Annotated in this window: 22 protein-coding genes; 1 reads left to right on the forward strand and 21 read right to left on the reverse strand. The window is 35.0% G+C overall.

Translation table 11 applies throughout. From position 1 onward, the window contains the following. Positions 1 to 10 precede the first annotated feature (10 nt). From MHH46_RS28240 to MHH46_RS28275, 8 genes are all read right to left on the reverse strand, one after another. Positions 11 to 532, reverse strand: coding sequence for an AAA family ATPase (locus MHH46_RS28240; RefSeq protein WP_076186542.1), 522 nt, complete (start codon positions 530 to 532; stop codon positions 11 to 13). Positions 533 to 548: 16 nt separating this feature from the next. After that, positions 549 to 1,523: an aminoglycoside phosphotransferase family protein gene (locus MHH46_RS28245; protein WP_076186544.1), complete on the reverse strand. Its 975-nt coding sequence runs from the start codon at positions 1,521 to 1,523 to the stop codon at positions 549 to 551. Between the two features lie 249 nt (positions 1,524 to 1,772). Next, a complete protein-coding gene (locus MHH46_RS28250; RefSeq protein ID WP_076138373.1) occupies positions 1,773 to 2,144 on the reverse strand; it encodes an iron chaperone in 372 nt (123 codons plus the stop codon). Positions 2,145 to 2,202: 58 nt separating this feature from the next. Next, complete coding sequence (locus MHH46_RS28255) at positions 2,203 to 2,637, reverse strand: hypothetical protein (RefSeq protein WP_076129794.1); 435 nt, start codon at positions 2,635 to 2,637, stop codon at positions 2,203 to 2,205. Further along, a complete protein-coding gene (locus MHH46_RS28260; protein WP_038573407.1) occupies positions 2,621 to 2,839 on the reverse strand; it encodes a helix-turn-helix transcriptional regulator in 219 nt (72 codons plus the stop codon). Before MHH46_RS28260 ends, MHH46_RS28255 begins: the two co-directional genes overlap by 17 nt. 500 nt (positions 2,840 to 3,339) lie before the next feature. Then, a complete protein-coding gene (locus MHH46_RS28265) occupies positions 3,340 to 3,828 on the reverse strand; it encodes a DUF2199 domain-containing protein (protein ID WP_076194036.1) in 489 nt (162 codons plus the stop codon). Positions 3,829 to 4,020: 192 nt separating this feature from the next. Beyond that, positions 4,021 to 4,425, reverse strand: a complete 405-nt coding sequence (locus tag MHH46_RS28270) for a GNAT family N-acetyltransferase (protein WP_038573410.1) — start codon at positions 4,423 to 4,425, stop codon at positions 4,021 to 4,023. A 474-nt stretch (positions 4,426 to 4,899) separates the two neighbouring features. Continuing rightward, entirely contained in the window at positions 4,900 to 5,694 is a 795-nt protein-coding gene (locus MHH46_RS28275; RefSeq protein WP_076194033.1) for a MerR family transcriptional regulator, read from the reverse strand. A 254-nt stretch (positions 5,695 to 5,948) separates the two neighbouring features. On the opposite strand from MHH46_RS28275, the gene MHH46_RS28280 reads away from it, so the two are divergent. Next, positions 5,949 to 6,623: a DUF4097 family beta strand repeat-containing protein gene (locus MHH46_RS28280; RefSeq protein ID WP_081387940.1), complete on the forward strand. Its 675-nt coding sequence runs from the start codon at positions 5,949 to 5,951 to the stop codon at positions 6,621 to 6,623. Between the two features lie 421 nt (positions 6,624 to 7,044). Here MHH46_RS28280 and MHH46_RS28285 read toward each other — a convergent pair whose 3' ends face one another. The 13 genes from MHH46_RS28285 to MHH46_RS28345 form a co-directional block, all read right to left on the reverse strand. Then, the gene (locus MHH46_RS28285; protein ID WP_076194028.1) at positions 7,045 to 7,503 is read right to left on the reverse strand and encodes a hypothetical protein; all 459 of its coding nucleotides are present in this window, start codon (positions 7,501 to 7,503) and stop codon (positions 7,045 to 7,047) included. A 932-nt stretch (positions 7,504 to 8,435) separates the two neighbouring features. After that, entirely contained in the window at positions 8,436 to 8,561 is a 126-nt protein-coding gene (locus MHH46_RS28290) for a helix-turn-helix domain-containing protein (protein ID WP_081383471.1), read from the reverse strand. Between the two features lie 373 nt (positions 8,562 to 8,934). Next, positions 8,935 to 9,981, reverse strand: coding sequence for a hypothetical protein (locus MHH46_RS28295; protein ID WP_076194026.1), 1,047 nt, complete (start codon positions 9,979 to 9,981; stop codon positions 8,935 to 8,937). Between the two features lie 194 nt (positions 9,982 to 10,175). Beyond that, the gene (locus tag MHH46_RS28300; RefSeq protein ID WP_076194024.1) at positions 10,176 to 12,116 is read right to left on the reverse strand and encodes a UvrD-helicase domain-containing protein; all 1,941 of its coding nucleotides are present in this window, start codon (positions 12,114 to 12,116) and stop codon (positions 10,176 to 10,178) included. After that, entirely contained in the window at positions 12,113 to 14,098 is a 1,986-nt protein-coding gene (locus MHH46_RS28305; protein ID WP_076194022.1) for an ATP-dependent endonuclease, read from the reverse strand. The genes MHH46_RS28300 and MHH46_RS28305 overlap by 4 nt, the downstream gene beginning before the upstream one ends. 334 nt (positions 14,099 to 14,432) lie before the next feature. Next, positions 14,433 to 15,833: a TnsD family Tn7-like transposition protein gene (locus MHH46_RS28310; protein WP_076194020.1), complete on the reverse strand. Its 1,401-nt coding sequence runs from the start codon at positions 15,831 to 15,833 to the stop codon at positions 14,433 to 14,435. Between the two features lie 66 nt (positions 15,834 to 15,899). After that, the gene (locus tag MHH46_RS28315; RefSeq protein WP_076194017.1) at positions 15,900 to 17,705 is read right to left on the reverse strand and encodes a TnsD family Tn7-like transposition protein; all 1,806 of its coding nucleotides are present in this window, start codon (positions 17,703 to 17,705) and stop codon (positions 15,900 to 15,902) included. A gap of 89 nt (positions 17,706 to 17,794) precedes the next feature. Next, positions 17,795 to 19,441 carry an ATP-binding protein gene (locus MHH46_RS28320; protein ID WP_256716577.1) on the reverse strand — a complete coding sequence of 549 codons (1,647 nt, stop codon included), beginning with the start codon at positions 19,439 to 19,441 and terminating at the stop codon, positions 17,795 to 17,797. After that, positions 19,434 to 21,614, reverse strand: a complete 2,181-nt coding sequence (locus MHH46_RS28325; RefSeq protein WP_076194012.1) for a Mu transposase C-terminal domain-containing protein — start codon at positions 21,612 to 21,614, stop codon at positions 19,434 to 19,436. The genes MHH46_RS28320 and MHH46_RS28325 overlap by 8 nt, the downstream gene beginning before the upstream one ends. A 22-nt stretch (positions 21,615 to 21,636) precedes the next feature. Next, positions 21,637 to 22,176 (reverse strand): TnsA endonuclease N-terminal domain-containing protein, encoded by a 540-nt coding sequence (locus tag MHH46_RS28330; protein ID WP_256716578.1) that lies wholly within the window; start codon positions 22,174 to 22,176, stop codon positions 21,637 to 21,639. Between the two features lie 952 nt (positions 22,177 to 23,128). Further along, on the reverse strand, positions 23,129 to 23,332 hold the full coding sequence (locus MHH46_RS28335) for a hypothetical protein (RefSeq protein ID WP_076194010.1): 204 nt from the start codon (positions 23,330 to 23,332) through the stop codon (positions 23,129 to 23,131). An 838-nt stretch (positions 23,333 to 24,170) separates the two neighbouring features. Then, the gene (locus tag MHH46_RS28340) at positions 24,171 to 24,428 is read right to left on the reverse strand and encodes a hypothetical protein (RefSeq protein WP_076194006.1); all 258 of its coding nucleotides are present in this window, start codon (positions 24,426 to 24,428) and stop codon (positions 24,171 to 24,173) included. Positions 24,429 to 24,455: 27 nt separating this feature from the next. Then, entirely contained in the window at positions 24,456 to 24,587 is a 132-nt protein-coding gene (locus MHH46_RS28345; RefSeq protein WP_256716575.1) for a hypothetical protein, read from the reverse strand. Positions 24,588 to 24,615 lie beyond the last annotated feature (28 nt).

Here is a 24,615-nt window from a genome sequence, read left to right on the forward strand (position 1 = left end):
AAAATTTAGGCTAAGTATTTAAGTATTCAATGACACTTTTAATATAGGATTCAATCGGTTCCTTTGTATTAACAATATGTATTCTGACATTAGATGGCTTTTTAGCATTTTCAATAGTTTTTAGCAATGTCTCTTCAGAAGGCACTCTTTCAATCTGGCTAATCATTCTTTTTCTATTTCGCAGTCTATTATTGAGCTCATCATAGTCATTTAATAGACATTCTACATATTTATATTCCACATTATATTTCCGGGTCAGATTCAATCCTCTCTCTATCATTTCAGAGTATAAACAAGGGCTATCGAGTATAACATTATGACCTTGAGATAAGTGGAAATCTATCAAAGCCCATTCAATGTCATACGAAATTTTTCCAACTTCCTTGAACCCAATGTTTGCTCCAAGTGATTCCATAAGAGAAGACTTTACAATGTCGTGATCAAGAATAACAGCAGAAGTATGCTGCGCTATTACTCTGGCTAATGAAGACTTCCCTGATCCGGGGTATCCAGACATCTGAAGAAAAAACAACGAGGGCCACTTCCTTTCAGAATAGATTCTTATAAGCATATATCGATTTCCATATAAGCTCCTCATCCTTAATTCCTTCATGGACAAATAACTTTATTGGAAAAAAGATTCCTTCCATAATCGATAATCTAACGTCCTCCACAAATTGTGTGTACGTGTATGCGCTCCTGATTTTATTGTTAATTGAATGAAAATACAGATCAAAAATACGTGTAGTCTCCTCACTGCCATGAAACAAATCGTGGATAAATAACATAACGAGATCCTCGGTACAAAGCCCAACCTTCACTGCTTCAAGATCAATGATGCACGGCCTTGAACTGCTGAACATCGGATATAATAAATTGCCAACATTTAGATCACCATGGATGCATGTTGTATTTTGATATCTGGAGATACGACTAATATGTTTCTGGGCATTTTCACGCAAGCTAAGTAAACACTTCTCGTAAATACTAAACTGTTCTTCCCCAAGGTTATAAGTCTGGTGCTTTCTAAAAGCCAGATAATCTCTCTCCAAATACGAAATATGCTTTAAATAATGCTCTATACTTTTCAAATGCTCGGGATGAGCTAACTCGCTTGTCTCCCAAGAAGCAGAATGAAACTGTGCGATCACATCAATAATGTTTGCTAATTTATCAGATTCAATAGGTACTTCCCAGTCAGCTAAATTGTTATGTGTCGGGGTCAGATCTTCCATCAACAATATCCCTTCTTGTCCAACTGTATCATATTTATTAAAAAAGACTCTCGGAACGGATACATCCTTGGTAGAGTAATGATTGTAAATAGTATTTTCAAATGGGATATGATCTGACTTCGTAATTTTCTCTAATAACGACAAAACCTTATTGTCTTTCGTATACACTTCTATTTTATTGAGTGCTGCTCGATTGCGTATTTCTTGTTTTGTTCTTTTAATCTCAAGAATCTCAGGAATACCCTGACCTCTTAATAGCTCTAATAGTTGATCATCGTTTAGTGGCATTTTCATCCTCCAATCTGAATTAGCTCTCGCCTACAGCAGCCATTTGTCTCACTTCCATTTTTCATCATTCATCAGGTTGAACTAACGTGTATAAATTCGCTTCCAACATTCCATCCACCTTCCAAAATATTGAATATTTCGTGCTGAGAATTCAAATAAAAAGACAAATCACATATAAAAAGTGACTTGTCTTCCGGTGCTTCCACATATAAATTTGCTTAAAATGAATTAAACGCTAAATAATACGTTTTATTTCCGCCAAAAAGTTGAACAGTCTGCCTTATCCAAAATATTAAACTCGATCATTTTTTCAAGTAATGAGAAATCAACTGGACTTTCCCACCGGATGCGTAACAACTGCTTGGTGTGATCATAACCTGCCTGCACAATTTCATCAGAAAAACGATTAATTCCTGCAATTTCAGGGGCAACCGCCAAATGATGTTTGGATACACTAAAACCAATAATAAAAGTATCGTGATCGGTAAACATAGGCTGATTCCACGCAACTTTTGGCTTTAAATCAGTAAATTTTCCAGCTACCCAAGCTAAAACCTCTTCCATTCTTTCCCTATGTTGCGGGTTATCAATCTGCGCTAAATATTCTGCAAATACTTCCATGTCATTCTCTCCTAACAAAATATTTTCGAATATTCTAATTGATGTTACGTCATTCCAATTACATTCTCTTAGCATAATAATTAAATAGGAAGATTCCTAAGGAGATTTGAAAAACAAAAACACCACATAACACAGTGACTACAGTTTGATCTACTCCCATTAAACTAAATACAACAGTTAGAGCCATTAGGATGTAAAAGTTAACAATATTAGTTTTCCAACCCGCTTTTTCTCTTATTCTTATTTTCCGTTCATCATTAGCCTCAATTTTACTCATTCTAACTTTCTCATCATTCTTTATTTTGTTCTGGGGCTTATTAAGCCATAACGAATACACCATATTTCCTACTCCAAGCACTGCAAGGACTGAACCCACACCAATGAGCAAACCGGAAATTCCTTTTAGCTTCTCGTCAGTTAAAATAAATCCACCCATATAAACCATAATAGCACCTGCAATTGTTAAGAGCACCCATTTACTCGCCGTTTTCATTACCCAGCTCCTCCTCGTAAATGAAAATATCTTCAATACTCATTTCAAAAAATCGCGCAATCTTAAATGCAAGAATGATGGATGGGTTATACCGGCCATTTTCAAGTGAACCAATCGTTTGCCTGGATACTTCCAATTTATCCGCTAGTTCTTCTTGTTTAATACCTTTTTCTTTTCTAATCTCTTCAAGCCTGTTTTTCAATATCTTACCTCCTGAAGCAATTATGGAAAGTTAACTTTCCGTAAGAATAACACATTGGATTATACATGTAAAGCTAACTTTCCATCAGCTGAAGTTGATTGCAATTTAACCCGTGATCTTTATAGGTGTAATGATTTAGGGCACGCCTTGTTGATACTACATCTGTAGAATCGGGCATGAAAAAACGCCACTCGTTAACTCCCTAATAGGAGTACGGGTGACGTTGAGTGTTTCACGGGCGACAACTTATAAAAAAACACTTCAGTTAGCTTAGTCTGCCTCAAGAATATACCCTCCGAAAGTTTGCCTTTTGGATAAAAAAGTGTCATTGTCAGCAGAAAATAAAATATTAAGACTGTCTCTGTTTCATTGAACAAAAGTCTCCTGTTAGCTTAAACGACATTACGCACCGAGTTTAGCCTTGCAGGGGTGTCTGTTGGCGTAGATATGATTTAATAAGCTGTCGGCAGCTTCTTCGACTATAGATTCAAATTTTTCTCTTACTGACTATGGTTTATTAAATGAGCAATTTCTTTAACTCTCTCCATTGTAATTCCTTCTCTTTGTTCAACTGCAAGTGGATGATTCGTTTGTTCTAATTCTATTAACGGAACAGCACCAACCTCTTGTGTATGCACCATTGTCTTTAACGATAATGTAGTTATTGGATATATTGAAAGTTCAGTCGATAACCAACCAAAATAAGGTTCTTCCGTCCCCCTTCCTTCTACGTGCAATAATTCATTAGACTTCAGAAAGTTTTCTTCACTAAGAGAAACCCACACACTCCATATAAATTTCTCTTTGCTATCGATTATTGGTATTTCAATATGGCCTCTAATAAAGAAATGCTGTTCATCAATTACACAAAAATCTCTAATTAATTCTGTTCTTTTCTCTTCTGGTACAGTGTAAAAATAATATGGTGCTTCACTTCCGTAACATAAAGGAAGTTCACTTAATTCGTTGTTACAGTGAGGGCATTTCATGTTTTCTGCTCCTTATAGTTTCTCGCCGATTTCTTATAACGTCTTATTCGGGAGCTTTGTGATAATTCCATCTTTTGAGTATTCGCGAAATTACTGAGTTATCCTGCCCCTTTACTTCAATAAAAACGGCAGCTGATCCTCTGATCGGCTGCCTTCTTGTTGCGATTAAACTATCGTGATCCGTTATTTTAATCATATCAACTCTGAGATAAACATTGGTGTAGCTCCATCCTCTGTATTAAAGCCAAACTTATTATAAAAATCCACTGCATGCGGATAAGAAATTAATACCTTTGTTTTACACCCTTTATATCTATCAAGCATTATATTCATCATTTCCTTACCTATACCTATACTCTGATAACTCGGATTAATAAGCATATAATGAAAATATACCGTTAAAACACCATCTGACAAAGCATTTATTAAACCGACAAGCTTTCCTCCTTCCCAAGCGGTAACAATTGAATGAGACCCTCCGATTGCTTGTAAAAGCTCGTTTGGATACTTGCCAGACTCCCATTCTACCGAAAGAAATAACTCTTGGAGTGCATCCTTAGTGATATCCTCTTTGCTTGAAGCGTAATAAATACTCACCCCTATACCTTCCTTTCATAAAACTAACTACGGCACACATCTGTTTTAAACTCCCATATTTCGCTGGTTTTGCAATCCTTACGAAGCCATAAAATAATACCGACAAAGCAATTTCGGATTTATCAAAGTGAAAAATCACTTTATTTACCTCAATATACTATTAAAAATATGTATAGAAAATGGATTAACTGAAGTGGAATTTGTATTTATTCACATTAGAGAATTCATTAGAATACTTTTTTCACTTAATCATACTATTCCTAAGAGGCTTATAGCGTTAATCTACCAGTTAGCTAAATAGATAACATTGAACTATAGTTAAATGTTATCTATTTAGCTAATCGGCGAAGTATAACGTTCTTGTCCTCAGCCTGGGGCAAGAAACGTGATTGCTTAATCAAAAAAAAAGCCGCTAAATTAGCGACTTTTGATCAAACGATTTTCTCTTCCTAAACCTTTTCCTTTGTATTTAATCTAACATGTGCGTTTCTTAATGAACAGTTGTATCTGATAATCCCACTGCAATATTCCAGTCACAGTAATGTTATGAAGAACAAAATCTGGACACACATCGTATTCCGTCTTTGCCCTTTCAAGTAAATTTTGTAATACAGCATTCTTATTCTCTTCGGTACAGTTTGCACACAGATAGTCCCCTTCTGGTAGCACAGTCAACCCCTCTAAAGACGGATATTTTAAGCAAACAGCAAATAACCATGTTATTCCTTCATTCGTGAACATTCCCGCCATATCTTCAAATAGAAATTGTGAATGCAGAGAAGTCTCAATTTGTTGATAGAAATGTCTGTGATAGTCCCATAAATTCTTTAGTGTGGGGCTTTCCATTTTATTCGAAAGCATAATTACCCTTGCCTCTATGTTTCTGATAAAGTAATTTTCACTTTGACTATAACCGTTGTGGAACTTATTTTCATAATGTAGATAGGCACGTTTAATTTTCGATTTTGCATACTGCAGACGAGCAATTTTATCGTCTGCTCTTTTTTCTGCCTGTTTTAGAAATTCAATTACTTTAGAGAGATCATTCTGCTGCAATATATCTTTAATATCCATTAAAGTAAGATCCATTGCTTTGAGCAGTTCAATGGTTTGCAGCTTTACGAGCTCCTGCTCGGAATAGTATCGATATCCCGACAATTCATCTTTATGGCATGGCTTGACTAATCCAATACGATCATAGTGCCGCAAGGTCTCACTGGTCATCTCTACGATTTCTGCTGCTTGCTTAATTGTAAAATAGTTGTTCATATCTACCCTCTTGACCTTTTTGTAACACAAAAGTTTATGATGATTAAAACATATGCAACTGATAAACGCAACGAAATACAAAAATGATCCGATCCAACTCTTGCAACATATTTGGGTAGACTTTTCAAGATCATTATGTTCAACTCTAATACTTTGTTGCATATCGCAATTTTTCTGCATAGAAGCTTAGGATTGGCATTCGTAGGACTGGCTATATTAAAAAGAAAAATGATTTAACAAAGTAGCATTTTATAATGAAAAGTACTGCAAAAAAATTACTAACTACTATAGGCATATTGGTGACACTATTGATATCATTGGCAGGATGCTCCTCCCACACCACTTCCTTGGAGGAAAAAAATTACATCATCCCTGCCCAAAAGATTGATACCTTAACAATTGATGTAAAGGACAAAAAAGTAACTATCCTCCAATCTAAAGATGAACAAATTCATATTGTTTACTATGAAAGTGAGAAAGATTTTTACAAGATTGATCTATCTGACGATAAAGAACTGTCAATGGTAAGTGACAGTAATAAGGAATGGAACGACTATATCGGAGGAAAAGGTTCGCAAGTAACCAGAACTATTCAGGTATCGATACCTGATGCAACTTTAAAAAATTTGACTTTAAAAACATCAAATGAAAGTATTGTATTACCAACAATCGTGTTTTTAGGGACAGTGGAAGTAAACATAAATAACGGAAATATCCAACTGGACAAATTGAATGTAGGGACGGCTATAACCCTTGAAACAAAAAACGGAAATATTAGCGGTTCTATTCTAGGGTCATATGATGATTTCGCGATCTTAAGCAAGGTAAAGAAAGGAGATAGCAATTTGCCTGCCAATAAAGAGAATGGTTCAAAAAAATTATCTGCTTATACAAATAACGGCGATATTACCTTACAATTTTCTGAGTAGCCAGTAGTTAAATATTAGCTCGTATGAAGTCCGATACAATATTGAAAGGGATAACCTCTGTTTCACTTTTGAAACTTCTGGTCCTACCTCTTCGACTTTCCACCGGCCTATGACCGATAAAATATCCCTCCCTCTTGTAATGGAAAATCACCTTGATAAAGTTGTTAATCCGACCCGTAAATCGATTATCTTATGATGTACCCGAAGGCCAAATTTAAGCTTCATCGTGAATTCCATCAAAATAAGGTATAAGCCGTATTATAGCGGCTTATACCTTCATGATTTTGTTTGACTGTTTTGAACCATCCTTTGTAACTCAATGTATCCGATGCATATAAAAAGTACTACTATCGATATAATTAATATAATACCGTATATTGGATATTCAAACTATCCTGCCAGTTAGCTTAATGAAGCATCGTCAGTCTAATCGGTTTTCATCTGTTTCATTTAAGGTTTCATTTAAGATCAATGAATTGGGATACGATTTAAGAAATGTTGATTCATCTACTTTTAAAAAAAACTCGCCTTCAAAAATTAGTTGATTCGTATTAGGCCCGATTTGATCTAAATTTCTTGCTATCTCCGATTCCTTAAAGATACTTTGTTTATCTGCTCGCAAGAACATGCCATGAGGTGTATATAGTTGACTATAATACCCTTTTGCGATTTTTGATTCTACGGATTCTACGTTTTTTACTGATTCTACGGATTCTACGGATTTTACGTTATTTGTTGAAAAATTAGTGTTAACAGGATTTTCAACTGTCTTATTTACGGTTTCCATTTCTGGATAGGTGTCTGCTTTTGAATTTGATATTAATGCCACTCCTGAAATAATAGTCATTGCAAAGGCTATTAAATATATTTTTTTAAACATATTATCCCGCCCTTTCTATACCAATAAATTATTTCCTACTTTAAAACATTATATTCACTTAAATGTTGAACGAATGGATAAGGTCCGTAAAGGAAAATATTAAACTATAAAATGTATTATTTTCCTTATTTTATTATACTACCTTTTAAAGTGCATGTGAACATCAGTTTACTATAATATTAATTTCCTTACGCAATAATCTCCAATTCTCCTCTATGTAATATTATGTTCTAATAAGTCTTTTAATGTGTAGTCTACATGGACACAGATCAATCCACTTACAAAGAGTAGCCGAAGTATGGTGAAATTATTGAAGAACAGGTGCTTCGGTATCCTGTCCTTTGTTAAACTATTCTCCCTCTATGAGGAATCACTTTTCTCTTGAATGCTCGTAATATCTTAGGTTTCTGATTTTATTCGTTCAGTGCAGACGACTTCATGGTGGAATCAAGTTGAAATCGAAGAAAATGTTGGGATGAGGAAAAGCGCAAAAGAACATTTCCTTAACCACACCCTGAAGAAAGTGGTTATCTAGGAAAAGTATGGTTGCACTTATGGATCTCCACATTCCTCATGGAGGTCAACCCTCCCAAGTCTCACAGCCTAGCTCCCACATTCCTTCATTCAACCTGTCCATGAGGTGGAGGTCAGATATGCTGCCTGCCAGGATCTTCGTCCGTATGATAGTTTCGTTCCGACTCATCCGTGCTTCAGTTGTCTGTATCTCACTGTTTTGGTTCGAACGCTAATGAACTACTGTTTCGTTATGCTGCCGTACTTAAAACATTGAATTGAGGGATATCCTCCCGTTAGTTTAATAAAAAGAACGCTCCCGCGCCTTCGCTTGGGCTGCGTCCTCCTCATTATATTCCATTTCCAATTACCTATTAAAGAACGTACGCGGGTAGCACACCATCAACATATTAACAAAATTAAATATCCTCGTCGAATAACCAGTTTAAATCAACATTAATTTCTTTCCTTAATTCTTTTAGAGTTTCGGCAGAGGGTTTAGTCTTTCCCTGCTCAATTTCACTAAGTCGGCCTTGTGAGATCATCTTCCCCCATATAAAAAAAAGATAAAGCCGCCCTGTATTTTCAGGACGGCTCTAGATGTCAGTGTTGCTGTTCCACACTCATTTTTTTCTTAAGCTTTTCAAAACACAACTTTATTGCAATTTTGTTACTCAAAACAATACTTTAATGTTCAGAACAACACATTAATGTAATTAGTCAAACAACTGTAAAGTGACATTAATGTTGGTTACTTAGAAACTGAGGTAAATCAAGTCTTTTCTGGCTTTCAGCCCACTTTTTTAGTTACATTATAGTTGGTGTCCAAGAAAACATCCCCAAAACTCTAATTACATTAAAGATTGTAATTCGAAATAGTAAAACATTTGAGTAGTCCCTCCTATACTCACAATGTCTTTATGCATACTGAAGTGCTCTCAGCTGATTTTTATTTGTTATAAGCTCCCATACAATTTCATTTAATACTTCATCTAGTCGACAGCAGATATTTAGGTAAGTCCAATTTTCTATACTGTGCTCAAATTCATCGAATACGTAGTTTACCATAAACTCATCTCTATAAATTTGTAACAACTGTTGCATCGCTTTGTAATCCCCATGAGCTATTTTATTTCGTAACTTTCTCATTATTTCCGCAAAAGTAACTTTCTTAGTAATATCGATTCGTGTTCCGTTTAAGAATTGTGGAAGTTTCCTCTCTAACTCACCAACTAACTTTCCATTCCCGGAAGGGTTTATGATTAACATTTCAATTAAGGACATCACTTTAAAAACATGGTAAGCATTATAATCGCGATCATGATACATTGAATTTATTATGTAATCTAAAATCCAAAAATCCTCTTCCTTTTGCAAAAAATCATCTATTAGTGCTCCTACTTTAACTAATGAAGACATACACTCTTTATTATAGTTTTCAAAATCCAACTGTGAGTTTAATATTGCACGGAAAAAATTCAGAATGCGCGGCTTCTCGTTAAATTCATCTGAAGAAAAAGTTGAAAATGGTATCCTTTTGTTTAACACGTCCTTCCCTTTACTTGAATTTTGAATTTTATTGCAAAAATTTATGAACTTTAGTGGAAATGAAACTTCACATGTAGGGCTATCCATTGTGTCATTTTTTAATTGTAAATATGAATTTTCAAAATCCAATACATCAATGGCGACAAGATTTCTCGCTATTACTTCTAATTCGGAGTTATGGGAAATATTCCATTTTGCCTTTTTGACTAACTCAGCAAGATCATAATTACTAAGCTTACTGTTCTTAAATTCTCTTTTTCCCCATACCTTCAAATTATGTTCATGTACTAGCATCTCTTCTAGCATATCGTCCTGCAATCCCTTTATCCAATCATTAGGTGGATTTGATATTCCAACACCTAATTTTTTTGATATAATAGTCGGTTCAATATTTCCATAGATATTTAATATAATCATGATTTGATTTCACCTCCAATATCTAGTCACCCTTATTATTACATATAATTATATCTCAGAAGATGGTGAAAATATGGCGAACAGTAATTCTTTGATTTTAAATCATACCAATTAATCTAAAAGGTATAAGCTATAAATAAAATAAAATAAAAACGGCCATCCAAAAGGAATAGCCGTTCTTCACAAACCTTCGTTTAGTCTGCCCTTTTAAAACCATAAGACTCAAGCAGATCCCTGTCCTCTTTATTCAATACCGGAACACCCCAAACCAAAGAATATTTGGCCCTAGTATTTGCAACGTATCCTATACGCCCAGATTCAAGTTCTTTCTCGATCCACTTTTTCCAATGCCCACTCCCTGAATTTTTCAGACTAGAAACCACCATTACACTATCAAAAGCTTGCCCTTTAACTGAATGAATGGTGTTGACTGAAACCAGATTTATTTTATCCGGCATGTTGTAAACAGTAATGTCTTGTTTGGCAGTACCTCTAGGTGAGATCATCTTAGATATTTCAGAAAAACCTCTTTTCTCACTATCACAAATTGCTAAGTTTTGATATGCCTCTTGCACTATACTCAAGAAGTTATTATTGAAGTTCTTGTACCACGTTGAATAATTGATACCATCAAATCTTACTAGATCAGAAACTGCAGAACATCCATCCAAAAAATCTTTGATAAAGATTCTCCATCTATAAACAGAATCAATTGAACTTGGACAATTATAATTTTTCCTTGTCGTTGCTCCTCCAAACCACCTATGCATATGCCTACTTGCAAGCTCTAAAGCTAACATTCGTGATTTTGGTGTATTCTCAATCCAAAGTTGTAGAGAGTCTAAGATTAAATGTTTACTTTCTCTAAAATTCGTTTCTAAGTCTAGTTTCATGTTTTGTTGTCGGACTAATATAGCCGAATTATTAAAGGGTATTTCTACTTCCTTTAGAAATTCTATATACTTTTGCTTCAAGGATGCAAGATCTCGATATTCTAAATAACAAACACTCTTCTCACCATATTTATCAATCTCCAAACCACGTATAGGCAATGAAACACCTAATAACTTGTTGGATGTATTTACAATAGAATCGCAACTTCTAAAGTTATCGGTTAGAAAATGCTTCTCAAATACAGATAAATATTGTTTGGTGGTTACTGGATCTGCATCCTTAAATTCATATATTGATTGATTAAGGTCCCCAACAAAATGAAGAAAAGTACCAGCACTCTTTAATTGATTAAGAATATTAATTTCAATCCATGAGAGATCCTGACATTCATCTACAATAATAAGAGGAAACCGCGCAGCTATGAGTGTAGCTAAATGATCACTCTTCATTAAAACTCTATATGCCATATAATTCATATCTTCGAAGTTGGCAAACCCATCCTCAAAAAAAGTTTGTTTGATTTTCCCTATTTCTTTCTTTATATATTCAAAACTTAATAGATGTTTATTCCCTCTCTTTTCGCGAACGCTTTGAATAAATTCTTGTACCTCAGTTAACTTATAGTAGTCTTTTAATGAAAGTTTATAGTTCTCTGAATAATGAATTATGATGTCGTTAATTTTATGATCATAATAAATTTGATTTGCGTATACGTCCTGACTTGATGAAGCAAGGTTTAAATAAGGGAGTTTATATTTTTTTAACCAGTGATTATCATAAACAACCAAACTTTTATCAATCAGTCTATAAGAAGTATCGCCTTCTCTATTTTTATGTTTAGAAAATTTATATCCATAACTCTGCGCAATAAATCCATGTATGAAGCCTGATAGGGTTCCTATGTAGTGAGGATATAATGATGTTAATCCTGAAAATATTTTCACTCGTTCTTTGATAGTATCAGTCGCATCATTAGTAAATGTAAGCACCGCAATACCACTATTAGTTGAACGCCATTTCCTAATCTCAAATGCAGCTTTCATTCCAACAACCTCAGTTTTACCACTCCCTGCACAAGCCTCTAAGAAGATGTTTTTCTTGGCAGACGAGAGAACATACTTTAGTTGTTGCTCTGTTTTTTCTCTCACTTTACTATCAATAAGTGAGAGATAGGAATTCACGGCTTCTTTATTCAAACTCAAAGTATGTATTATTTCTTGCTCCATTTCTTCCTTATTCATACTATACCGCCACTGCATGACCATATAATTGACTTCTTAATATAATCAGGAATATCAATGATTTTGCTTATGTTTAAATAAACATCATTAATGTTTGATTTTGTAGCATTAACTTTATTCAGTTGCTCTCTTATTTTGCACTCTAAATAGTCTGTTAGTTTCTGTGCGTAGATCCCTTTCCCGACCTCATCAGTATCAATATGTTTAAAAATAAATTCAGCATCCTCTTTTAGCTCATCTTCGTTATCGTACTCATTGTTTTTTAAGGATATTGAAGTGCAACGCTGCTTTACTTTTCCCTCGGTGGGCCATAAATCACAAATAACTTTTGCCAATAAATTTGTGTTACCTTTTATCGCTAAGTCATATTCAAATGTCTTTAATGGAGAAGAAAATAATCGTCCCCAATCACTCTTGTTAATATCATCCATTAGTTGAAGTGCACTATTAGCTCCAACAGGCAATTCACTCGGTAAAGGAAATATATCTTGGAGTTTAGTTAGAGGCTCATCATCTTTATCTTTTTTTAATTCGCCTTTCTCGTCATACACGAGTACTTTTAGTTTTGGTGGATCATTATCCGTAATTCCTGAGCACAAAATTGGTAAATGTATATCACCAGTGCTACCATCACAATTCGAAAAGAATTTCATGAAATGTTTAAAGTTAATTCCATTGATATTTATCGTAGACACACCAGCTTCTTCTAGGGATGTTGGTAATAATGTATCGAAATTATCCAGAGCTGTTTTATTATATTGAGCTAGTACTATCTTAGCTAAAGTAGGTATGAGCATCGCCTCACTAATACCTTCCACAAGAATTATACCTTTTGAGAACAGCAGTGCAGATTTTGTTACATCTAGCCACCTGTTAATATAGTTTTTACTTTCACCCAGATCGATTTCTTTTAACGGAATTGCAACAACACTCTCTTCCTTCTGTGATATATGAATCAAATTATATATGTCTATAGAAGAAGCAAGTACTGGAGAATGAGTTGTAATAACGACCTGTAGATTTTCCGAGTTTCGGGTTATGTCTTCTAAATACTTTATGAATTTGACTTGAAGCTGAGGATGCAAATGAGCTTCTGGTTCCTCAATTAATAATACAGTCATCATGTTATTGTCTTTTAATAGCTCAAGCTCTGCAAATACAGTAGCTATATATAAAAAGTTATTATATCCCAAGCTATTAATAGCTATATCCCTAAATTTATCGGAGTCATTTTGTTTGATACCAGGAAAGAACACCATTTTTATACTCTCTACAATTTTATTAAAAGATGTATCCGCAAATTGAAGATTTATACTCTGACCAAGTCTTTGCCCCAGGGTCTCCTCGAGCTTGTTATTAATATTGATTTTGGCTTTTTCAATTTCATTATATTTATTCTCAGCATTACTCGTTATTTGAGAATTAAAATCAGTTACGTTCTTCACAAGTGAATCTTTATTATCACCGTATTGTTTTTTTAGTAACTGGGCTAATCTCGATCTCTTTCCATTAACCAACTTCTCCTCTGCGTCACGAAGAGGTGGGAGATAAATACAATCAATACAATCAAAGGTCTCGTCTTCAAAAATGCTTGATTTTGAAGCACCTCCCCAAACTTCCTTTTTATAATACCCTTTTATATTTGGATTCGAATTAATCTCTAAATGTAGTTGTGCATTGTAGTCGGCGTCACACCAACTTAAAAATGTAACCTGTTCATTTGGACTCAAAGACTCAAGTGTAAGATCTATTCTAATTTCCGGTGCAATATATTGCTTGTCCAAAGATATATAGAAATCATCTTCATCAATATTCATATATGAAAATTCGTTCTCTCGCAGAGCAAGTCTAAGGGCATTAACAATTGTTGTTTTGCCCGAACCATTTTCTCCAACTAGCACGTTGAGTCCTTTGTTTAGCCTTATTTCAGATCTATCTTTAGCATTCTTATATCCTGAAATGTACAACTTAGATATATGCACTTATGCCCCACCCTTCTTTTCTCCACACCAAATTCCTATTATTAACATTATACGACAAAAAAAGAGAATTGCCTCTTGATACAATAATAAAACTAACATTAAAGGAAGGACTGAATTGGATAAAAAGAAGAAACTGCTCTTGTATTATGCAATTGGAGATCTGAACCTACCGTTGAATTTGCTGATAGATAATTAGTAATAGTGTGTAGAGAGTAATTGTACTGAAGAATATGAAGGGGAGGCTAATGGGGTAAAAATCCAGTGCAGAAGAGACTGAATGCATTGCATTCAGTCTCTCAACATATTGAGGTGAGTTTCATTTCAAATCGCAAACTTAGATATTCCCTTGGAAACATTGCTTATTTATATCTATTTCATTTAATATGTCGTTCTCTAATTTATCCGCGTACGTCTTTCTTAACCCAGCAATTCGGACGACTTCCCAGGGTTGCACGGCTGCTCTATCCTTAGTTAATTCCTTTACCGCTTTCTTAATTCTTCTTTTCTGAAATTGCTCTACAGACTCCACTACTTCATCTAGTGCTTTCTTGGATTCTGGTAGTTTATCTATAGCTCGTACAAGTAGGGACTGAATTCTAAGACGCCTTCCAATTTCATTTTTTGTTACTCGTATTGTATTTTCATCTTTGAAAATATGTTTGGCAATTAAACGAATATTATCAGCAATTTCTGAATCGCGTTGTTTCCAATCAATTCTAACTTTAAGCTGACTATCTCCTAAAGTAGGTGATGGCCTATTTAATCTTTTACTGTTATTTTTCTCAGTGATGTTATTCTTAGAAAGATAGTCAAACATAGAGTCCATTGTTTCTCCTAAAAATCCAAGAATCAAAATGTGTCTTAATGGATGACACGTCACTCTTGGTGAACGTAGTACTTTATGAAACCAGGTATGCTCATCACCTACAATAACTTTGCAATTCAAACTATTCAGAAAGCTTTCACTGTAGAATTGATTAAATTTTGAGATTAACTTAATCCATCTGATTCTCTCTGATTTAGTTATTAAGTCTTTCTCCTTAAGTTTCATTATATAATATTGCCTCAATCGTTCTAATCCTACTGAACTCACTTTGCTCTTTAATAAAAAATACGATTGTTCTGCAATAAACTGATTATGGTCTGAGTTCAATAACTCATCAGCACTTTCCTGAAAATAATGATCATTAGTAAGGTAGCTGCTCAAAGTCACCATTGCATGCTTATGTCTTTGATTAGTTTCTACATTAGAAAGTTGTAACTGGCACCCATGCTTAAAACATATAGAGATACTATCTGCTTGGTGCGACCTATGCCAATATGCCTCCCCATATATTTTTTCATCATCTATTACACAACTGGAGCAAAATTTTAGAACTTTTGCTTTTTTCATTTCACTCGCTGTTATACCAAGTAACATATAGACAGAAGTTCCGTTGCCGTACATCATAATATCTTTTAATTTTTTATATCTTTCCATCGGAATAAATTTCGAATAGTAAGGAAGGAATGTATTATTTTCTATGAAGTCAGACGGAGTATGTATATTAGGAAGGGGCAATCTCTCGCATAATTGTTGTAGATGTGTAGGGAACAACTTTGTTGCACAAATATGCGAAGAACCAAACATCTCTAACATGGATGTTTTCGAATTTTCATTTCCTGAAATCCAGTGATAACGTGCCATTACACTATAAAAAAGTTCATCATCATATGTAATCGGAAAAAATATCATACCCTCACTCCAACTAAGTAGTATTGGTAGTATCTATTCTTTCCATTTATAACTTTATTAAAACTATTATTTTATTAGAGCATTTCTCTCTTCTAGAAATTTAATTATCTCTCTTTCTATTTCTATATTCTCTTCGGCCTCTACTTGATAAAAGGCAGCTGTAGCAGATTTAAATAGATAAATATTCATTGATGTAGTGCCGCGATTAACTAATTTACTATAAAATCTCGGTATGCTTCTGATTAGGAAGTCTTTCCTGGACTCAACATACTTCTCTAACTCTTGATAACTTAATGGAAGTAATGAAGCTCTGTAAGTTTTTAGTCTATTACGTTCAGTAGCCTCCAAAAGATTACATACTGTTTGTTTAGTAATTCGATAAGGGTAATTCGGATTAATATTTTTAGCAGCATTCTTGATTTTTATCAAAAGTTCATTGTCTAATTGAGCAAAATCTACTTTTCGTGCTTTTTTATCTATTTCAGGAGGTAGTCTAGCTAGTAACCATGTTCTATCATATTTCATTAACCATGTATACACAGCCTCATTCTCCTGTCGTATTTTTTTACGAGTATCCACCCCTTTATCTAAAATTCTAATTATTTCTTTTCTTCTTTCATGTAATCTTTTCTTTTCTCCCACAGTAACGATTATTCGAGAGTTGTTATCTACAGAACTAACTTTTCTTTCATACTTATCTTTATAAGTAGTAGAACAATAATCTCCATTTATGTTCCCTCTCAAGAGGGTCGCATATCCACATAAATCACAGGAATACTTCAACTTACCTAACTCATCCTCGCAGTTGTCTATTTTTCTCACACACATTTTTATTAAGGGGATATTATAATTTACACAATCGGTATTTCGACAAGTCCAAGGACCATTACCGAAAAATATTTTCGATGATATTTCCGTCTTAGCTAAAAAAAACTTTTGTAATGAGCTTTCTAAAAAGCGAATTAAAAGTAAATAGAACCCAATGAAGTTGGACATTGAAACCCGATTAAGGAATTGTGTTCTGAAATGGTTAGTTGAAATATTATCTTTTGAAATATTTATTCCATTAAGTTTCTCAATAGAATAGTGGGTTAAAAAATCTTTAATTAATATTTTTTTATGAATTTTACCCGTTATTCCGATATACTTTTCTCTATATAAATATCCTATTAACTGATGATATAGAATATCAACATTGACATCCAAATGCCGCTCTCTTAATATGACTAGATCATTATAAATTTCGCATTGAAATTTTACAATCTCGCCAGAACTCCCCACCCTTACTATTTTCATCTTACTCCCGCAGCCACAATATTTAGATCTTAAAAGGATTCCCGACTCTGAGTGTGCATAGGCTTCACCACATTCAGCGCATTTATTCTCTAACAATACATTATGTTGAGGGCATGATATAAGAAAGTCTATTTGGTCCCCTCTATGCACATAAGCTTCACCGTACATCTCTTCATCCTCATTCACGCATACAGGGCAGTATTTTATATCTTTAGATAAGATTGATTGAGCCATCCTATGAGAAAAACCGTCAAATTCACTTTTCCTCCCACTCTCACCGTTAATAATCTTCAGAGTTCTATTAAAACGTTCAGGCATATAAAAAACCTTATAGAGGCCATACCATGTGTGATTGTATAAAAGTAACTCTTTTGAAAGAGTACTGCCTATAGGTAGTTTTCCCAATAAATAATTAAGTCTTCTAGGGAAAACTGTTTGTTTGTATGAAGTTGTACCAAAAAGCTCAAATTTACTTTCAGAAAAATCTGCATTAGCTGAACGCACATGATATCTAAAAATAATGCTCCTGAAGTCCTCATCAGGAAAGGGTTCTGGAAACATAAGAATACGACTCATGAAATCCTTCCTCTCAGGACAAAATCATTTAATTCATCACATTCTCTGATAAGTCCACGCTCTTCAAGCGCTTCTTCTGTAGTCATCCCTCATTGATGACCAACCTTAACCACATAACGAATGTCCTTCTCCTCCAGAGCCGGCTTATTCTTATTTCGCGGCTTTTTTTGTTGCGGTAGGCTTTCAGTAGAAATAGGCGCTTCCTCTCCCTGATAAGGTGCTTTTATAGCTAAAGCTAATCGAGCCAATCCAGCAAACATATTATCAATATCACCTTTGCCATCGCTAGCTTCAAAGACCTGGTTAGCAAGAGTTTCCGCAACACTTCTTGATTTAACAATATGAAATGCGAAAGATGTTAATTTCTCAAGTAACTCACTTTTATTCCTCTGCTGCAGAGCCCTTTGTTGTTGTTCTATCAGATTTCCATGAACCTTTATTCGATGACTTGCTTCTTGAATATATCCTCTTAATGGAAGCCAATCAGGTTGGATATCTTCTAATTGATTATACCCTTCCGTATCTCCACTTCGTATCTTCTGGTAAATAGGCTGTAGTAGTCTCAAACTTCTTCCTGCAACCTCATTTATGAGATTAACTGTGATTGTCTCTGTACCCCCGTTTACAATTGCCCTGGACTGAACATGCATGAATAGCTTAACGGCAATATCCGGAATCCCCATACTGTGGTAATACATAGTATCCAAAATCTCTTCAGTCATTTTCGTGAATGTCTTTGTGTATTGACTATCCCATAAATTATGAATATATTCTCTCCACTCCCAACTCTCTTTTAACATGTATCCTGTTATATTCTCAGAAAATTCATCCGGTATACCACGGCGGGTATTTGCCAATGAATTATTAAATAAATACAAGGCTTTATAAGAGCCAATTAAAACCGTTGGAATACCTATTGTATTAACTAATTCAGTGATGAAATCAATCATATCTTCTTCACCACCGGAATAAGCTTTTTGAATTTTTTGTATTTCATCGATAACCAGTACACCAAGGTTAATCTGAGTAGCGACTTTTATCATTCTTCTAGCATGTGTATCTAATCTCCCCTTTTTTTCGCCGAATTTTTCGTAGAAATCTGTCCCCAATAGCCGATCTACCTCGTAATAAAAGTTTTTACATAAAGCACCCACTGATTTATTAAAGGGGCATTCAATTTTCATCCACACGATTTGTGTGTACGGTAACTTCCGACCATTATATTCAGAGTGATGTATAACTTGAGGAAATAGTTGAGTTAACATTCTTTCATATACTTTTGATTTTCCTGATCCACTGATAGCAATTTCCACATGACTTTGAGCTGTTTGTACATTCCCTGCTAAATTTGCACCATTCTCATCTATTCCAGCCTTAAAAATCTTGTCCCATCCTACGGCCAACTGCCTATTATACATAGCATGCATCGGATTTCTTGATTGGTAACCTATTTTTATCATAGTGTATAAGTTTCTATACTTATCATAGTGTGCAGGATATGGAAGCCAAAAACTTGGTTTTATTTGTTGAACAAACTCTAATCTATCTTCAATACTTAATAATTCATAATCATCAATTAAAGGAGGTACAGAATGTAGTGCATCAATAAATTCTTCTTCGTTTAACCGGTTTGGTATTGCCTCAATAAACGGGTTGCCCTGGTTTTGAGGAAGGATTTGAGTAATGTAGCTAGCCATGCAGTGGGTGCCTTTTAAGTTAGTATATTCTTCATTCATCAAGTTCACGTTTTACCCTCCTCTCACTTATTCGCCTTGAAAATAGCGTCTGTGCATCGTCGTAAAAATCACTGTTTCCCGTTTCTTCGATCTTTGAGCCTTGATTTAGTTGAATTAATCTTCCTGGATCTGCATCTTGATTCTTTTCACTGCCCTCACTGGTATTAGTCCAAGCATAAGTTGCCCCCCATCTTCCCTTATCTACTTTTCTATGCTCACGTTTATCCTTTTGTTTTGCATAAAAGCTCATTTCCGCGGTTTCTTTTTTTGTTTCGATCATTGCAGATCTAGTAAGTGCCTGAGAAAATGCATGTAGCTCTGAATTATGTTGTTTCTCATTCCGTTCCTGCAGCTTAATTTGTTCCTTTCGATACTTCATGATCAGAGATACTTCATCAAAGTGCAGATCGTTATATTCTTGATATTTTGAAGTAAGTATACATTGAATTAAATTACCATCTTTATGTTTATAGTAAATACTGCTGCAATTTCTAGGATCATAAGTAACCTCTATATACTTGCTACCCTTGACCCCTTTTTCCTCAAACCAGCCTTCCTTTATTCCTATCTCACAGGTATAGCATAATTCTTTGAACTCAATTCCGAATCTTGAAACCTTCGCTTGTTCCCGCGGCATTAGGTTATATCGAATGAGGTTTCTTGATTTTTCATGAAGAAGTCTTTTTCCGCTCCCCCAATTCCAAACTTTGAGTGGTGTTAATTCTACACCTTCTTCAAACATCTCTTTTGTTGGGAGATATTCGCGATTAAGGGCACTCTTGTTATACGTCAAAAAGAAAACTATTAAAAACTGATTGAATTCTTCAATAGTAAGTGCTGCATCTTTAGCGGGGTCTCTGTCTCCTCTAACAAGTGGCTTAGGACCAATACCTGCAGGTAATAACTGCCTAATTGTCTCATTTGTAATTCTAAATCGTCTTTCTACGAATGGTTTCAAATCTCCCCGGTAGGACGGTGCATTTAGAACATCAACTTCAAGATTCACGAATTTTTCTGCATTCTTCCCTTTCAATTCTCCTCTATCGCAGACTAATTTCCGGGGTAAATAATGACACGGCCACTCTTCCGCTTCAATTTGCATATTATATCTGGCACAGTTTTCAACTTTATTAGTTACAGCATTCTCTAGTGCAACCATAGCTTCAATCCAGGACGGTGGTGCCAAACTTACGTGATACCCTACCACAAGAAGACTGAATACATCTATTACAATGTATAGAGTTGGTCTTCCCAGAATTGTTTTCCGATCAAATGAAACTAATGAAATATCTGCTGGCGTGGAGTCGATTTCAAATAAAGCACCAATGGAAGTAGCTCTTTCAGATGCATTCCCTTGCAAGGGCCTTACATCAATTGACGCTCTACGTTTTCCATGTCTGTTTGCGTACCTTTTTGAAAATGAAGTATCTTTTTGATACCAATATCTAAATTGACGAAGTGTGGGGGATTTTTCAGGGTTTACTATAGGCACTCTAACACCAAATTTCCTATAGAAGCCACGTTTGTAGAATGTTTCACACATATGCTCATAAGTAGTTTTAATATCCATATTCTTTCTAATATGGAACAAGCGGATTGCAGAGAGAAAAATCTTCTTATCCATTTCAGTGATCAAAAAAGTATTCCCATCTTGAGAGCGAGCTCCCGGTTTATTTTGGTATGTTCGCTCTCTTCCAGGAGCTCCACAATCAAAATAATTATCTAATAATCCATTTCTCATTTTTCCGTAAAACCAATACTTTTTCAAATAATCCCTTATCACTTTTTTTGCTTTACCTGACTTTAGATGTGCTTTTGTTATCAACCTTCCCCTTGACTCAGATATATAAATATCCGGTTCTTGGGTAACGATGTCTTTAATGATTTCCCATCTTTTATCTCTACTATCTTTATATTTTTCCAGATAAGAATCTTCAGGTGAAATCAACCTTAAATCAGTCTCCATTGTGCTTATTCGACTCTTTTGTTCAGATATTTCTTTTACCAGATCTTCATAGTTTAGAAAAAAGGGTAACTCTATCTCATGAGAACTATCAATGTTTATAACAACAATATAATTTTCTTCTTCCCATACCCATAACACTCTAAGTAAGGCCACTGTTTCATTTTCATCATTCAACCGCTCAATAATCGTATTCTGAACAATAAGCATACTCCATACTCCCCTCAAGGATTTAAGCTAAATTAATATTCACAAACGGCTTTTCTATTGGTGAAACTTCTAATGGTTCCATTTCCCGAATGATTTTACTATTCATCTCGCACTTCCATCTTTTATTAGCTAACATATGTTGCAAAACAAACATGCACGTACCTGGCTGTAAACCAATATCTCGATCAGTCAACAGGCACAGTTTACCAACCGGTGTTATGCATGAATCTTTCAGTAAGACTTGTATCAAAACTTCAGAGACAAGCAATAGCAGCTCCTCATCCATCCCCGGACGTGTATCAAGGTATCTGGCCTCGCTCATCCATTCAACATTAGCGACCAATGTAGTAGGAATTCTATTTTCAGTGATTATGCACCAATCTATTCCCAGTTCTTCAAAAAATCTTCTTTCAATTTCAAATAGTTCTAAAGTTCTCGTATCTAGTTTATGTAAGGGTTTAATTGTTCTGACTGCAGGGGTAGGTCCATTAGCAGTTCGTATAGTGAGCATAAAGTCAGTAGTCATTATGACAGGGGAACCATCAACATGGGCATGTTGGATACCTAATCAGTTAGATATCTCTATAGTTCTTTCCAGAGGAAGAAGAGGGTATTGTTCTCTTATATCAATAACACTATCTAGCCATTCACAGTAGTAGAGATATTTTCTTTCATGTTCTGATAGGGTATGGTGAATTCTTTTGGTCTTCCACCCCTTATGCCTTGTTATCCATCCCTCAGATGCCACTTTATTGTCGTGTGCTTGAATAAAGGGTTGGTACTGATCTCCAGTTCCTTGACCCCTACCTTTTTTAATATAGTTCTCTTGAAGTTTAACTATGCGTGAAGCTCGGCGTGACATATATTAACCCCCCAGTTTTTGATACCATATTCAAACAACTAATGGCCTCGCCCTTAAAAAGGGCGAAGCCGTTACCTTCAAGTTGTTTATGTTTATTCTGAGGTGTTATTATTAATCTTTAACCCATTTATTTCAATTTAAACTATTTTCTATATATTCGTAATTATTTCACGAAGACATCACGAACATACAATTTCGTTAAGTTCTTCAGAAAGGAATGAAAAAATGAAGCCTTTCATTTATATGCCTTACTTTCAAAAAGAGCCACAAAGCGGAGAATACACATTTTTTTTGGAAACGCACAAAGAGCACTTGGCTCCCAATTTGAGAATATTGACAAAGAAGCTAGAGAAGTAGCTTCCAGATATTTAAGTGAAGCTGGTGCTCATTTTATTTCCGAACGAGATGATCCAACCAGGGCAGCGGAAGAGGCACAGGAGTTATTATTTCTTCAATTTTACAATAAGCTCATTTCAGTTATTTAAGTATTTTTGATCTAAAAATTTAAGAACCAAGCGATAATCTAACACCAAAAATGAACCGGCTCCTGGATCACCGTTCGTCATGATTCCAATCCACCGTATTGATTTCCTTTTAGTATCGATTTTAAATGAGGGGCTCCCACTCAATCTGTAACTTGTCCTTCCCATTCTTATACTAGCAGATACTGATACCCATATTTATACAGCGTATGATGTATCCGGTTTGAATGCCAGCCTGGAGTACGGGTTAACCATCCTTCGGATGCTACTTTATTATCATTTGCTTGAATGAAAGGAATGTAGTCTGCTCCTCTTCCTTGTCCTCTTCCATCTCTAAGTCGATTTAGATGTATTTTGTATACAGAATTTGTCATTCAATCCTCCTCCTTTCAATACAGAAAGACGCATAACAGGTTAACAGGTCTGTCATGCGTCTCTAGAAGTATTATATGTAACCAATTAACCTCATTATCATATTTTAAAACAGACTTCTTTGATGCCGGATGTCAGTTTAATTTTCAGGAACTCTAAGCTACGATCTAATAGTGAACCCTTAGTACATTTATGAATCTAGTTTGATTTCACAAAGAACATGCCAAAAAACAAATAATAGTTATACTACATATTAGTTTGGTAAACACACTTCATTGTTTCCATACTAACCATTATTGTCTAAAACCCAATATTTTATTCCGATGTATTCGTTAGAAGATTTAATACAAATACTTGTAATTTTTTATGAACACTCTTACCCTCTATCCGTTTGTCAAATAGCCTAGAGATGAATCTGTTAAAGGTCTAAAAGATTCAGAAATGAGTTATGCGTTGTTAAACCATAGCAGTTCCATTCCCCCTCATATAGGGGACTTATGTATGCATCGCATCAATCTTTACTTTAAATGCTTCTCTCAAAGAAAACTCAGATGAATATCCATAATAACCAAATAAGATTCTAACGGGCTTCATCTCTTACATTAAATTTGCTTAACAAGCATTTCTACTATGGACATTCGTCAAATATCACAAAGTAGAATTCATATAACAAATTTTTTGTTTGTAACGCGATATTCAATACCGCACTTAACAAAATAAGACTTCTACCAGAGAATATCTCTAATAGAAGTCCTGAATTTCTTGCGAATAAGGATTTTTCTTTGGCATTCATGCACAAAAATGTTGTATTAAAGTGCAGCACCAACAGAACAATACCAGTCATCCATAGCTAAAGCTTGTAACATATCCGTTGAGGCCATCCCCCCATACAATTTCCACCCGTTTCCCGGTTATCGTCTCCCACTCCAGTTTCTGGATCACGGATCCACGCCGCATATCCAGCCGCCGTATGTGTGAATGAACCTTACCGGGGAACAAACTGCATTTCTCTCTATTAATATAAATTTCAACATTCTTGATGTTCATTACGTTCAACATATATTGGTTATTTTCGGAATAACAGTAGGCTTCTTCCACGTAAGTGATGGGAACCGTGCCTTAGAATCAATTCAGGTAGGTCCGGCTCACCGAGTGGATCGTCCAGCTTCCACTCAGACCGATATATCCGTTCGCAATGGTTAACACGGTCTCATTCCGTAGATTAATCTCCCACTGGTAACCGGTTTCCGTGATCATCTACGGTTTGTTCATAATAAGGAGAGTG

This window comes from Paenibacillus sp. FSL H8-0175 (assembly GCF_045040615.1).
GTDB classification, from domain to species: domain Bacteria; phylum Bacillota; class Bacilli; order Paenibacillales; family Paenibacillaceae; genus Paenibacillus_AQ; species Paenibacillus_AQ odorifer.